Raw genomic sequence first — 13,685 nt, 5'->3', positions numbered from 1 at the left:
TCCCCTTTTTGAACTGACCAGTCAGTCTAAAAGTTACCCCTGAGTTGGGTTTCGGGCAAAGCCCCAGGTCAACGCGATTGTCAGTGGGGCGCGACACGATGAACACATACGGCCACAGCGCCGTCACGCGACGACAGGAGGCTCGTCATGGCCAGCCCTTCCGCAGCAGCCGCGCCCCGCCGCCGTCCCACCCCGGGAGAGGCGGGGCCCGCGTCCGACATCCACCCCGTCCCGCGCCGGTCCGCCGCCCCGCCCGCCGCCCTCGACCTCCTCGCCAAGTCCCGCGCCGGACTCGCCGAGGCCGCCGTCCTCGACCGCCCCCACGAGCGGTACGCCACCGCCCACCTCGCCGCCCTGCGCGCCGCGGCCGCCGTGCTCGCCGCCCGGGGCAGGGCCGACGCCCGGCCCCGCCACCGGCAGCGGATAAGGAGCACCTGGGAGCTCCTCCCCGACCTCGCCCCCGAGCTGACCGAATGGAGCGCCCTCTTCGCCGACGGCGCCCCGCGCAGAGCCCGCGCCGAGGCCGGCATCAGCAGCGCCGCCACCCGCCGCGAGGCCGACGACCTGCTCAGGGACGCCGGGCACTTCCTGCGCCTGGTCGAGCGGCTGCTCGCCCTCCCGCCGGCCCTGCCCCGCCGGCCCGGGGCCGACGAGGCGGACGGATGATCCGAAAGCCGGGGGCTAGGCCATAGGGTGGGGAGCGTTCGTACCCGTCACCGAGGAGTCAACAGCCGTGCCGGACCCTTCCCCTGTCTTCGGTCGAGAGGCGTCGTCGCGCCCGTCGCGCGCCTCCCTGCGTACCGCCGTCGTCTGGGACGTCCTCAAAGACGCCCTGGACCGCCGGGTCGAGGCCACCGGGAAGGACAGCCTCGACGTCCTCGACACGGGTGGCGGCTCCGGCAACTTCGCGGTACCGGTGGCCCGCCTCGGCCACCGCGTCACCGTCGTCGACCCCAGCCCCAACGCGCTCTTCGCGCTGGAGCGCCGGGCCGCCGAGGCCGGTGTCGCCGACCTCGTCACCGGCGTCCAGGGCGACATCCGCGGCCTCTTCGACGTCGTCGAGCGCGAGGCGTACGACACGGTGCTCTGCCACGGCGTCCTGGAGTACGTCGACGACCCCGCCGAGGGCGTACGGAACGCGGTCGCGGCGCTCCGCCCCGGCGGCAGCCTCAGCCTGCTCGCCGCCGGGGTCGGCGGCGCCGTCCTGGCCCGCGCCCTCGCCGGCCACTTCACCGAGGCCCGGCACGCCCTCGACGACCCGGCGGGCCGCTGGGGTGCCGGCGACCCCGTGCCCCGGCGCTTCACCGCCGAGCAGCTCGCCGAGCTCGCCGACGGAGCCGGACTCGAGGTCGGCGCCGTGCACGGCGTCCGGGTCTTCGCCGACCTGGTCCCCGGCGTCCTCGTCGACACCGAGCCCGGCGCCGCCGAGGCCCTGCTCAAGCTGGAGGCGGCCGCCGCGGAGCTGCCCTCCTTCCACGCCATCGCCACCCAGCTGCACGTTCTCGGCGAGAAGCGGGCCTGAGCAGCAGGGCCACCCGTTCGGCGGTGCAGGCCGGGGTGCTCCATGGAGTACGCCACAGCCCGCCCGATATGGGGCTCCGCCCCGTATGATCGGGGGACACCATCCGGCATGACGGACAAGGGGCTGGGGAATCAACGCCTCAGCAACCGATCCGCATGGCGGCCCGGATTGGCTATTCGGCATTGAGGGCGGGTTTCACGGGGGCGATTCCCTGCCTATCCTGAAAGGGCCGCAAACCGGTCGCCCCCGCGACCGACGACTAGGAGGACTCCGTGCCGCTCTCGGAGCACGAGCAGCGAATGCTCGAGCAGATGGAGCGAGCGCTGTACGCCGAAGATCCCAAGTTCGCGACAGCGCTCGAGGGAAGCGGACTGCGTACGTACACCCGGCGACGGGTTTACCAGGCAGTCGTCGGCTTCCTGGTGGGTATCGCGCTCCTCATGGCCGGAATGGTCGCACAGCAGATCTGGATCAGCGTGGTGGGATTCCTCGTCATGCTGGGCTGCGCGGTCCTGGCGGTCACCGGATGGCGCAAGGCGCCCAAGCCGGGCGAGCAGCGGGCGGCCGGAGGCCGTCAGGCTCGGCAGCGACGCTCCATGATGGACCGGATCGAAGCGCGGTGGCAGCGTCGCCGCGACGAGCAGCAGGGCGGCGGCCACTGACGGCCCCTGAGCGGTAGCCCCGCCCCCCGAACACACCCCGAGCCCCGCAGGGCCCGCGCCCCTCGACGCGCCCCCTGCGGGGCTCGACGCGTCGGGACCCCCACCGACACGGACCCACACCCGCGCGGCCCGCGCCCTCCTGGGCGACGCCCTTCACCGCCCGCCGCGTGGCCCCGAGCCCGGCTGGGCGGCGCTCCCGCCCGCGCGGGCCCGCGTCCGGCAGGCCGGTGCCCTCCGCCCCCGCCGTGTGGGCCCGCGCCCGGGCTGGGCGTCGCCCCGCTGCCGTGTGGGCAATCGTCCCGCTGGGGCGGGACGGGTGGGCACACGGGACGGCGCGCCTGGCCGCGCCCCGCCCCCTGTGCCTGGACCCGCACCCTGACCGCGCCGCACGACGGGGTGCGGGTTCAGGCGCGGAAGCCTCGGGCGCCGGCAGGGCGCGGGTCCGTTGTGCCCACCCGTTCCGCCCCAGCGGAACGATTGCCCACAACGGGAGCGGCGGGGCGCCGCCCCGGTGGAGCGGCTGCCCACAACGGGGGCCGTCGGCCCGGTGGAGGGGCTGTCCGTAGCGGGCGGTGGGGCGCGGCGCCCGCCACGGTGGCGGTGTCGTCAGTTCGCCTCGCGGGGCCCGCGGCGGAAGACGGCTGTCGCTCGCGCCGTCGCCGCCTGCCGCCACCCCGCCCAGCGCGCCGTCGCCGCGGCCCAGCGGGACGACGCCGCCCAGCGGACGCGGGCCGCCGAGCGCGGGGCCAGGAGGGCGCGGAGCCGGGTGCGGCGGTCGGCGCCCGCGTGGAAGCCCACGCGGACCCGCGCCGCTTCGGAGGCCAGGTCCGCGACGGGCCGCGGCCGGGGCGCGTACAGCACCTCCTCCACCGCCCGCGCCACCCGGTGCACCGCGTCCGCGGACTCGCCCCGCAGCTCACCGAGGCGGACGATCCGCGCCGCCGCCTTCCTCGGCGTGAGGGAGTCGTCCGGCTCGACCCCGTGGTCCCAGGCCGTGTCGTTGATCTCCTCCCAGACCGCGAGGGCGGAGCCGTCCGCGCCGAGCCGCCGGGCCCGCACCCGCCTGCGCCACAGCAGGGGCAGGAAGGGCAGGGCGAGGAGGAGCAGGACCCCTGCCGTCACGAGCGTCACCGTCAGGAGGTCGGGGCCCGAGCCGTCCGAGGCCGCGTCCGCGGCCGCCGCGTCCGGGCCGCACCCGCCGAGCTTCTTCTCCTGCGGGGTGCAGCTCGCCGAGGCGCTCGGCGCGGCGGACGGCTGCGCCGAGGCGCTCTGCTGCGGCTGCGCGGGCCCGGTGGCCGTGCCCGAGGGGGTGTTCTCCCGGGTGTACGCGGGGGTGGAGCCCCGCGAGGGCGTCGGCTCGAACCGTGTCCACCCGGCGCCCTCGAAGTACAGCTCGGGCCAGGCGTGCGCGTCCCGGATGCCGACGGAGACCGAGCCGTCGGTCTGCGTCGTGCCCGGCATGAAGCCCACGGCGACCCGCGCGGGGATGCCGAGCGAGCGGGCCATCGCCGCCATGGAGAAGGAGAAGTGGACGCAGAAGCCCTCCTTGTCCTTCAGGAAGCGGGAGATGGCCTGGACCCCGGTCCCGGACACCACGTCGACGTCGTAGCGGAAGCCGCCGTCCTGGGCGAACCAGTCCTGGAGCTTCACCGCCCGCTCGTAGTCGTTGCGCGCGCCCTTGGTGACCTTCAGGGCCGTCGCCTTCACGTCGCCCGGCAGCGAGGCTGGCACCTTGGTGTACTCGCGGCGCAGCTTCTCGGGGGCGGGTCCTGCGCCGGCCAGCTGCCCGGCCGTCGGCTGCACGTCCAGGCTGGAGACCTGGTAGCGGGCGCCCTTGGTGGTCTGCCGGTCGTCGCCGACGAGCATCCGGCCGGCCGGCTCGTACCGCCAGCGTCCTTCGATGTCGACCCGGCCGGCCGGGTACGGCATCGGCAGCCACTTCTGCTCGTACGCGTCGGAGGCGACGAAGTTGCTGGTCACCTCGGTGATCCGGACGCTCTGGGAGAGGCCGTCGGGCCAGGGCAGCTGCTTGGGCACGTCCTCGATCGGGCGGACCGAGGACTTCCACGAGGTGCCGTCGAACTGGTCGAGCGCGACGAGCCGCAGGTACAGCCCGCTGGTGTCGCGGGCGTTGGTCCGGTAGCGCAGGACCTCCCGGTCCTCCGGCTGGCGCAGGTTGTTCTGGAGGGAGACCAGCGGGTTCACGGCGGAGATCGTGCCGCCCTTGCCGGCGCCCCCGCCCCCCTCGCCGCCGCCTCCGAAGAGGCCGCCGGAGAAGCCCGGCAGCGCGAGCGGTGCCACCAGGGCGACGCCCATGGCGACGGCGCCGATCCGGCGGCCGGTGCGCGCCGGGGCGAAGGCGGGCCCGCCGGCGGCGACGCTGGAGCCGGGGCGGGCGGAGCGCTGGGCGCCGCCGAAGACGCGGCCCCACTGGGAGAGCCGGTCACGGCCCTCGGCGAGGAGCAGCAGCAGATAGCCGGAGGCAGCGAGGAGGAACCAGAGCCAGCCGGCGCCGCCGCCGGAGAGACCGGCGGCCACCGAGTACAGGGCGAGCAGCGGCAGGCCGGCCGGGGCCGCCTTGCGGAAGGTGACCGCGAGGGCGTCCACCAGGAGCCCGATCGCGACGACGCCGCCGACCAGCATGAGCCGGATGCCCTCGGTGTCGGGCGCGGGGATCGCGTACCGGCCGACGTCCTCGGCGCCCGCCCGGAACAGCTCGACGGCGTGGGTGAAGACCTCGGGGCCCGGGAGGAACCACAGGAGGGCCTGCTCGCGGGCGAAGCACACGGTCAGTGCGAGCAGCACGACGACGAGCTGGGCCAGCAGCGTCAGCGGCCGGGCCAGCGGCACCCGGCGGGCCAGTGTGCCCACCCCGCTCACCAGGGCGAGGACGAAGGCCGCCGTGAAGATCCAGGTCGCCGGCTTCACCAGGGGGAGCAGCGCCCCGGCCGCCATCAGGGTGGCGCCCCAGGAAGCGAGCGTCAGCCGTGTGCGGCCGCTCATGACCATCCTCCGTAGGTGTCGGCGGCGGCGGTCTCCGGGCGGAGTCCGGCCGCCTGCTGCCACAGGTCGGCGAGCGAGGCGCCGGGCGGTACGGCGAGGGCCGTCCAGCCCGCCTCCCGCAGCTGCCGCACCCGGTCCTCGACCGCTCCGGTCACCGAGCCGCCGGTGAGCCAGGTGCCGGAGTCCAGGACGAAGGCGACGGCCGCGCCGGTCCGCCCGCGCATCCTGGCGGTGAGGGCCGCCTGCTCCTCGTCGAGGTCGCCGAGGAAGGCGATGAGCAGCCCGTCGCCGCCGCCGCGCAGCACGTCGGAGGCGCGGGAGAGCCCGGCTCCCTCGGAGTGGTCGACGACCGCGAGGGTGTCCATCATCAGTCCGGCCGCCTCGGCCGAGTCCTGTGCCGAGCCGGCGAAGCCCTCGGCGCCCTCGCCGGGGATCGCGCTGCCGGTGTCGGTGAGCAGCCGGACCGCGTAGCCGCGCTCCAGCATGTGGACGAGGGCGGAGGCGGTGCCGGAGACGGCCCATTCGAAGGCGGAGTCGGGGCCCGCGCCCTGGAAGGCGATCCGGCGGGTGTCGAGGAGGACGGTGCAGCGGGCCCGCTGGGGCAGCTCCTCGCGGCGGACCATCAGCTCGCCGTAGCGGGCGGTGGAGCGCCAGTGGACCCGGCGCAGGTCGTCGCCGTGGCGGTAGGTGCGCGGGATGACGTCGTCGTCGCCGGCGAGCGCGAGGGAGCGGGACTGCCCGTCCCCGTACCCGGAGGCCTCGCCGAAGAGCTTCACCGGCGGGAGGGCCTCGGTGCGGGGCACGACGGTGAGGGTGTCGTACGCGCTGAAGGAGCGGGTCAGCTCGCACATCCCGAAGGGGTCGTTGAGCCGCAGCTGGAGGGGGCCCAGCGGGAAGCGGCCGCGCAGGTCGGAGCGGACCCGGTAGGACACCTCGCGCCGCCCGCCGGCCTCGACCCGGTCGAGGACGAAGCGGGGGCGGGGCCCCAGCATGTACGGCACGTGGTCCTGGAGCATCAGGAGGCCGGTGGGCAGCTTGGAGACGTTCTCCATGCGCAGCTGGACCCGGGCCTCGGTGCCGGTCTCGACCCGCTGGGGGGTGAGCCGGCGGGAGGCGGCGACCCGGTAGCGGGTCCGGTGCAGCACGAGGACGCAGATCAGCGGCAGGGCGGCGAGCAGCAGCCCGACGCGCAGCAGGTCGGCCTGGCCGAGGACGTACGCGCAGACGGCGGCGGCCACTCCCGCGGCGAGGAAGGAGCGGCCGCGGGTGGTGAGACCGCCGAGGGCGGCCCGCAGCCCGCCCCGGTCGTCCTCGTCGCCCCGCTGGCCCTCCGGCACGGCGGCGCCACTCATCACAGCCGCCGGGCGCCGGGCTGCTGCTGGCCGTAGATCGGTCCGGCGGGCGGGGCCGCGGCCGGGACGGGGGTGCGCTGCAGGATGTCCTGGACGACCTGCTCGGCGGTGCGGCGGTTCAGCTGGGCCTGCGCCGTCGGCAGCAGCCGGTGGGCGAGGACGGGCGCGGCGAGGGCCTGGAGGTCGTCCGGCAGGACGTAGTCGCGGCCGCTGAGCGCCGCGGAGGCCTTGGCGGCCCGCAGCAGGTGGAGCGTGGCCCGGGGGGAGGCGCCGAGCCGCAGGTCGGGGTGGGTGCGGGTGGCGGCGACGATGTCGACCGCGTACCGGCGTACGGCGTCGGCGACGTGGACCCCGCGCACCGCCTCGATCAGCTTGAGGATGTCGTGGGCGTGGGCGACCGGCTGGAGGTCGTCGAGCGGGGAGACCGAGCCGTGCACGTCGAGCATCTGGAGCTCGGCCTCGGCGCTCGGGTAGCCGATGGAGACCCGGGCCATGAAGCGGTCGCGCTGGGCCTCGGGCAGCGGGTAGGTGCCCTCCATCTCGACCGGGTTCTGGGTGGCGACGACCATGAACGGGCTGGGCAGCTCGTACGTCTGGCCGTCGACCGTGACCTGGCGCTCCTCCATGGACTCCAGGAGCGCGGACTGGGTCTTCGGCGAGGCGCGGTTGATCTCGTCGCCGATCACGATCTGGGCGAAGATCGCGCCCGGCTTGAACTCGAAGTCCCGGCGCTGCTGGTCGAAGATCGACACGCCGGTGACGTCCGAGGGCAGCAGGTCGGGCGTGAACTGGATGCGGCGCACCGAGCAGTCGATGGACCGGGCCAGCGTCTTGGCGAGCATGGTCTTGCCGACGCCGGGGACATCCTCGATGAGGAGGTGTCCCTCGGCGAGCAAGACGGTCAGCGAAAGCCGTACGACCTCGGGCTTGCCCTCGATCACGCTCTCCACCGATCGGCGGACTCGCTCCACAGTGGTGGTCAGATCAGCGAGGCTCGCTCGATCGTCATAGGTCGTCACCCCGGCCCTCCTCGGCCTTTCGGAACTGTCGTCCGAGCATTGTTGTTGCCGTGGCCGGGCCTGTCACTTGCATGCGGACAAGTACAGGGGAAATGCCAGGGTTTGACGGTTTAAGTTGCTGGTTTAAGCCGGGTCGATCTCGCGCAGGAGGCCGGTCGTCACGTCGAAGACGAAGCCGCGGACGTCGTCGGAGTGCAGCAGGAAGGGGGAGGTCCGGACCCGCTGCATCGACTGCCGGACGTCCTGGTCGACATCGCGGAAGGCCTCCACCGCCCAGGCCGGGCGCTGGCCGACCTCGTCCTCCAGCTCGTGCCGGAAGTCCTCGGTGAGGGATTCGAGACCGCAGTTCGTGTGGTGCACCAGCATCACGCTGCGGGTGCCGAGGGCCCGCTGGCTGATGGTGAGCGAGCGGATCACGTCGTCGGTGACCACGCCGCCCGCGTTGCGGATGGTGTGGCAGTCGCCGAGTTCGAGGCCGAGGGCCGCGTGCAGGTCGAGCCGGGCGTCCATGCAGGCGACGACGGCGACGCGCAGCACGGGCCGCGCGTCCATTCCCGGGTCGGTGAACTCGGCGGCGTAGCGTTCGTTGGCCTCGACGAGACGGTCGGTGACCGTGGGGCCGGTGCGTATGGCGTCGGCGGAGGGGTGCGCGGAGGTCGACATGGTTCCGACGGTAATGGTCACGCCCCTTTCCGGCCCGCTGTGAGAGGGGACAAAGAACATCAATGAGTCTTGTTGTGAGCTAACCCACAGATGGGGGCTCTCCGGGTCGCGCGGCACGCCAGTCGGTTGATTGACCGGCGCGTCCCGTGGACTAAAGTGACGCGAAGTTCACGGAGACAACGAGCGATTTCCGCGGTTTCTCCCCCGTGTGTGCGGCGGTACCTACGGCTCGGCCTCTCCCGCGGTACGTGCCTCCGCGCCGGATCTGAGAGGGCGCATTGAGCAACGACCGACACGTCCCGGTGATGCTCCAGCGGTGCCTGGACATGTTGGCCCCTGCCCTGGAGCGCCCCGGAGCGGTCGTCGTCGACTGCACCCTGGGCCTCGGCGGCCACAGCGAGGCCCTCCTGCAGCGGTTCCCCGAGGTGCGGCTCGTCGCCCTCGACCGCGACAAGGAGGCCCTGCGGCTCTCCGGAGAGCGGCTCGCCCCGTACGGCGACCGGGCCACCCTCGTCCACGCCGTGTACGACGAGCTGCCCGAGGTCCTCGACCGGCTCGGCATCCCCGAGGTGGACGGCGTCCTCTTCGACCTGGGCGTCTCCTCCATGCAGCTGGACGAGGCCGACCGCGGCTTCGCCTACGCCCAGGACGCCCCGCTCGACATGCGCATGGACCAGACGACCGGCATCAGCGCGGCCGAGGTCCTCAACACCTACCCGGCGGGCGAGCTGGTCCGGATCCTGCGCGCGTACGGCGAGGAGAAGCAGGCCAAGCGGATCGTCTCCGCGATCGTGCGCGAGCGCGAAAAGGAGCCCTTCACCAACAGCGCCCGGCTCGTCGAGCTCATCCGCGACGCCCTGCCCCAGGCGGCCAAGCGCACCGGCGGCAACCCGGCCAAGCGGACCTTCCAGGCCCTGCGCATCGAGGTCAACCACGAGCTCGAAAGCGTCGAGAAGGCCATCCCGGCGGCCGTGAAGGCCCTCGCCGTCGGCGGCCGGGTCGTCGTCCTCTCGTACCAGTCCCTCGAGGACCGGATCGTCAAGGGCGTCTTCGCGGCCGGCGCGGCGACCACCGCCCCGCCCGGGCTCCCGGTCGTCCCCGAGAAGTACCAGCCCCGGCTGAAGCTGCTCACCCGCGGCGCCGAGCTGCCCACCGAGGAGGAGGTCGCCGAGAACCGGCGCGCCGCCCCCGCCCGGCTCCGGGGCGTCGAGCGCATCCGGAAAGACGTCCCGTGAGCACGGCGAAGGGGCCCCTCAAAGGGCGGGCCGCTCGGCTCGGCCGGCTCATGCCGTCCGGGCCGAGCTCGGCCGCCCGCACCCCCTTCGTCCTGCTCGTCTTCGTGCTGCTCGGCGGCGGGCTCATCTCCCTGCTCCTGCTGAACTCGGCCCTCAACCAGGGCTCCTTCAAGCTGAACGAGCTCAAGGTCAAGACCACCGAGCTCACCGACGAGGAGCAGGCGCTCCAGCGGGACGTCGACGACTACGCGGCCCCCGACGCCCTGGAGCGGCGGGCCCGTCAGCTCGGCATGGTCCCGGGCGGCAGCCCCGCCTTCCTGGGCCCGGACGGCAAGGTCCTGGGCGAACCCTCGGTGGCGGTCGCCCCCAAACCGACCCCGAGACCCAAGCCGAAGCCGACGCCGCCCGCCGGCACCCCGAAGCCCCCGGCGAGCACCCCCGGCGGCCCCGTACGGACAGAGCCCGCAGCCGACCCGACCCGAACCTCCGGCAGGTGACCGAGCAGTGCCCCCCAAGGAGCCCCCGCGCCGTCGCGTCCCCGGTCCCGCCCGGCCCGCGCGCCCCCGGCCCGCCTCCGCCGGAGCCCGCACGCCCGGTGCCCGCCCGTCCCGCCCCGCTCCCCGCCCGGCGGGGAAGCGGCCCCCGGCCCGGCAGCCCCGCACCATCCGGCTCGGCAACCCCCGGCCGCGGCTGCGCCTGGTCGGGCTCGGCCTGACCCTGGTCATGCTGGTCTTCGTGGTGCGGCTGCTCCAGGTCCAGGCCGTCGACGCCTCCGCGTACGCCGCGAAGGCCGACAAGTACCGCTTCCAGGAGTACACGCTCTCCGCCGAGCGGGGCGAGATCACCGACCGCAACGGCATCGCGCTCGCCGCCAGCGTCGACGCGTACGACATCACCGCCGACCCCAAGCTCTTCACCCGCGAGGACGCGAAGATCGCGGACGCCCCCGAGCAGGCGGCCGCGCTCCTCGCCCCGATCCTCGGCAAGGAGCCCGCCGAGCTCGCGAAGAAGCTCCGCACCCCCAAGACCCGCTACATCGTGCTCGCCCGCAAGCAGACCCCGCAGGTCTGGAACCAGATCAAGGACCTCAAGAAGGTCTACGGGCAGAAGGCGCAGGCCGTCGGCGGCAACGGCATCAACCTCCTCGGCGGCATCCTCAGCGAGCCCAGCACCAAGCGCGTGTACCCGAACGGCGGGCTGGCCGCCGGGATACTGGGCTACGTCAACGCCGAGGGCAAGGGAGCGGGCGGCCTGGAGTCCATGCTCGACGGGGAGCTCGCCGGCAAGGACGGCAAGATCCGCTTCACCCAGTCCGGCGGCCGCCAGGTGCCCACCGCGGGCTCCCAGGGCACCCCCGCCGTCCCCGGCTCCGACATCGAGCTGACCATCGACCGGGACATCCAGTGGGCCGCCCAGCAGGCCATCACCGAGCAGGTGAAGAAGTCCAAAGCGGACCGCGGCTACGTCGTCGTGCAGAACACCAGGACCGGCGAGGTCCTCGCCATGGCCAACGCCCCCGGCTTCGACCCCAACGACCTCTCCGCCGCCAACTCGGCCGCCATGGGCAACGCCGCCCTCCAGGACGCCTACGAGCCCGGTTCCACCGCCAAGGTCATGTCCATGGCCGCCGTCCTGGAGGAGGGCAAGGCGGCCCCCGACACGCACGTCACCGTCCCCAACCGGCTCCACCGCGGCGACCGGCTCTTCAAGGACGACATCGACCACATCACCTGGTACCTGACCCTCAACGGCGTCCTCGCCAAGTCCAGCAACATCGGCACCATCCTCGCCACCGGCCAGCTCGGCAAGAACCAGGCCGAGGTCAACCGGGTCCTCCACTCCTACCTGCGCAAGTTCGGCATCGGCAGCCCCACCGGCCTGAACTTCCCCGGCGAGACCCCCGGCATCCTCGCCAAGCCCCAGGACTGGTCCACCTCGCAGCAGTACACGATTCCCTTCGGCCAGGGCCTCTCCGTCAGCGCCATGCAGGCCGCCTCCGTGTACTCGACCATCGCCAACGGAGGCGTACGGATCGAACCGACCCTCGTGCGCGGCACCAAGGGGCCCGACGGACGCTTCACGGCGGCCCCCGCGCCCCAGGAGTCCCGGGTCGTCAGCGAGAAGACCGCCAAGACCCTCGCGCGGATGCTGGAGTCCGTCGTCAAGGACCGGGAGGGCACCGGCACCAAGGCCGCCATCCCCGGCTACCGCGTCGCGGGCAAGACCGGCACCGCCAACCGCGTCGACCCCGAGCTCGGCTACTACAAGGGGTACACCGCCTCCTTCGCCGGCTTCGCCCCCGCCGACGACCCCCAGATCACCGTCTACTGCGCCATCCAGAACCCCACCAAGGGCAGCTACTTCGGCGGCCAGATCTGCGGGCCCATCTACAAGAAGGTCATGGAGTTCGCCCTCAAGACCCTCCACGTCGCCCCCACGGGCACCGCCCCCGCCCGACTGCCGGTCGACTTCGAACCCACCCCGTGACACTCCGGGAGCACCAGTGACAACGATCACCCCACATTCCGGGAACCGGAAATCGAACTCCGGCGAGGCCCCGGGCTCTTTTGGCCCCGCACAGGGTGCGCCCGGTACGCTCACCGCCGTGCCACACGCTGATCAGTACCGAAACGCCCCACCCCGGCCGGAGCAGGCCCGCCCGACACCCCTGGGCGACCTGGCCGCGCAGCTGGGGGTCGACGTCCCCCAGGCCGCCGAGATCTCGGGCATCACGCACGACTCGCGGGCCGTGCGCCCCGGGGACCTGTACGCGGCCCTGCCCGGTGCCCGCCTCCACGGCGCCGACTTCGCCGCCCAGGCCGCCGGACTCGGCGCCGCCGCGATCCTCACCGACCCGGCGGGCGCCGAGCGCGCCGCCGCGACCGGCCTCCCGGTCCTCGTCGTGGAGAACCCGCGCGGCCGGATGGGCGAACTCGCCGCCGCGATCTACGGGCGCCCCGGCGAGGACCTCCTGCAGATCGGCATCACCGGCACCTCCGGCAAGACCACCACCGCCTACCTCGTAGAGGGGGGCCTGCGCGCAGCGCTGTCGGCCAAGGGTGGTGGTGGGCGACGGGTGGGCCTGCGCGGCTCCGGGCGGAAGACCGGCCTCGTCGGCACCGTCGAGATGCGCATCGGCGACGACCGCATCAAGTCCGAGCGCACCACCCCCGAGGCCACCGACCTCCAGGCGCTCTTCGCCGTCATGCGCGAGCGGGGCGTCGAGGCCGTCGCCATGGAGGTCTCCAGCCACGCCCTCGTGCTCGGCCGGGTCGACGGCTGCGTCTTCGACGTCGCCGTCTTCAACAACCTCAGCCCGGAGCACATGGAGTTCCACTCCGACATGGAGGACTACTTCCGGGCCAAGGCCGCGCTCTTCACGCCCGAGCGCAGCCGCCTGGGTGTGATCAACCTCGACGACGCGTACGGCCGCAGGCTCGCCGGAGAGGCGACCGTCCCGGTCGTCACCTTCTCCGCCGAGGGCCGCGACGGGGCCGACTGGCGCGCCGAGGACCTCGTCCTCGGCTCCCACGACTCGACCTTCACGGCCGTCGGCCCCGAGGGCGAGCGGATTTCGGCCACCGCCCCGCTGCCCGGCCCGTTCAACGTCGCCAACACCCTCGCCGCGATCGCCACCCTCGCCGCCGTCGGCCTCGACCCGAAGGCCGCCGCCGAGGGCATCGCCGCCGTGCCCGGCGTCCCGGGCCGCCTGGAGCGGGTCGACGCCGGCCAGCCGTACCTCGCGGTCGTCGACTACGCGCACAAGACGGACGCCGTCGAATCGGTCCTGCGCTCCCTGCGCGAGGTCACCGAGGGCCGGCTGCACGTGGTCATCGGCTGCGGCGGCGACCGGGACACCACCAAACGCGGCCCGATGGGCGCCGCGGCCGCCCGGCTCGCGGACACCGCCGTCCTGACCTCCGACAACCCCCGCTCCGAGGACCCCCTGGTGATCCTCAGCGCCATGCTCGCCGGCGCCGCCGAGGTGCCCGCGGGGGAGCGCGGCGACGTCCTGGTCGAACCCGACCGGGCCGCCGCCATCGCCGCCGCCGTCGCCCGCGCACGGCCCGGCGACACCGTCCTGGTCGCCGGCAAGGGCCACGAGCAGGGCCAGGAGATCGCCGGGGTCGTCCGCCCCTTCGACGACCGCGAGGTCCTGCGCGAGGCGATTCTCAGCCAGCAGAGCCAGCAGGACGCACACCGTCACGAGAACAGTCAGGGATGAAGCA

At 73.9% G+C, this 13,685-nt stretch carries 11 protein-coding genes; 7 read left to right on the top strand and 4 right to left on the bottom strand.

Annotation, left to right across the window (positions count from 1 at the left end; all coding sequences use genetic code 11):
• The first annotated feature begins 147 nt into the window (after positions 1 to 147).
• The 3 genes from SVTN_RS10190 (at position 148) to SVTN_RS10180 (ending at position 2,184) form a co-directional block, all read left to right on the top strand.
• Positions 148 to 666, top strand: coding sequence for an SAV_6107 family HEPN domain-containing protein (locus SVTN_RS10190; protein ID WP_041128793.1), 519 nt, complete (start codon positions 148 to 150; stop codon positions 664 to 666).
• Between the two features lie 67 nt (positions 667 to 733).
• Complete coding sequence (locus SVTN_RS10185) at positions 734 to 1,522, top strand: class I SAM-dependent methyltransferase (protein WP_052499045.1); 789 nt, start codon at positions 734 to 736, stop codon at positions 1,520 to 1,522.
• A gap of 272 nt (positions 1,523 to 1,794) precedes the next feature.
• Positions 1,795 to 2,184, top strand: a complete 390-nt coding sequence (locus SVTN_RS10180) for a DUF3040 domain-containing protein (protein WP_041128792.1) — start codon at positions 1,795 to 1,797, stop codon at positions 2,182 to 2,184.
• 606 nt (positions 2,185 to 2,790) lie between these two features.
• On the opposite strand, the gene SVTN_RS10175 is transcribed toward SVTN_RS10180, so the two are convergent.
• The 4 genes from SVTN_RS10175 to SVTN_RS10160 form a co-directional block, all read right to left on the bottom strand.
• Positions 2,791 to 5,187 (bottom strand): transglutaminase TgpA family protein, encoded by a 2,397-nt coding sequence (locus SVTN_RS10175; protein WP_041128791.1) that lies wholly within the window; start codon positions 5,185 to 5,187, stop codon positions 2,791 to 2,793.
• On the bottom strand, positions 5,184 to 6,539 hold the full coding sequence (locus SVTN_RS10170; RefSeq protein WP_041128790.1) for a DUF58 domain-containing protein: 1,356 nt from the start codon (positions 6,537 to 6,539) through the stop codon (positions 5,184 to 5,186). The genes SVTN_RS10175 and SVTN_RS10170 overlap by 4 nt, the downstream gene beginning before the upstream one ends.
• Positions 6,539 to 7,558 (bottom strand): AAA family ATPase, encoded by a 1,020-nt coding sequence (locus tag SVTN_RS10165; protein ID WP_041128789.1) that lies wholly within the window; start codon positions 7,556 to 7,558, stop codon positions 6,539 to 6,541. The genes SVTN_RS10170 and SVTN_RS10165 overlap by 1 nt, the downstream gene beginning before the upstream one ends.
• 123 nt (positions 7,559 to 7,681) lie before the next feature.
• Positions 7,682 to 8,221 (bottom strand): beta-class carbonic anhydrase, encoded by a 540-nt coding sequence (locus tag SVTN_RS10160; protein WP_041128788.1) that lies wholly within the window; start codon positions 8,219 to 8,221, stop codon positions 7,682 to 7,684.
• 278 nt (positions 8,222 to 8,499) lie between these two features.
• Between SVTN_RS10160 and rsmH the strand changes: the two genes are divergently transcribed.
• The 4 genes from rsmH to SVTN_RS10140 are packed head-to-tail and all read left to right on the top strand — an operon-like array spanning position 8,500 to position 13,681.
• Positions 8,500 to 9,456 (top strand): 16S rRNA (cytosine(1402)-N(4))-methyltransferase RsmH, encoded by a 957-nt coding sequence (gene rsmH / locus SVTN_RS10155; protein WP_041128787.1) that lies wholly within the window; start codon positions 8,500 to 8,502, stop codon positions 9,454 to 9,456.
• Positions 9,453 to 9,953: a cell division protein FtsL gene (gene ftsL, locus SVTN_RS10150; protein ID WP_041128786.1), complete on the top strand. Its 501-nt coding sequence runs from the start codon at positions 9,453 to 9,455 to the stop codon at positions 9,951 to 9,953. The genes rsmH and ftsL overlap by 4 nt, the downstream gene beginning before the upstream one ends.
• A gap of 7 nt (positions 9,954 to 9,960) precedes the next feature.
• Positions 9,961 to 11,943 (top strand): peptidoglycan D,D-transpeptidase FtsI family protein, encoded by a 1,983-nt coding sequence (locus SVTN_RS10145; RefSeq protein WP_041128785.1) that lies wholly within the window; start codon positions 9,961 to 9,963, stop codon positions 11,941 to 11,943.
• Positions 11,944 to 11,959: 16 nt separating this feature from the next.
• Positions 11,960 to 13,681 (top strand): UDP-N-acetylmuramoyl-L-alanyl-D-glutamate--2,6-diaminopimelate ligase, encoded by a 1,722-nt coding sequence (locus SVTN_RS10140; RefSeq protein ID WP_078908275.1) that lies wholly within the window; start codon positions 11,960 to 11,962, stop codon positions 13,679 to 13,681.
• The last annotated feature ends 4 nt before the right edge of the window (positions 13,682 to 13,685 follow it).

This window comes from Streptomyces vietnamensis, assembly GCF_000830005.1.
Lineage (GTDB): Bacteria > Actinomycetota > Actinomycetes > Streptomycetales > Streptomycetaceae > Streptomyces > Streptomyces vietnamensis.
This window is presented reverse-complemented; position numbering and strand designations above follow the sequence as displayed.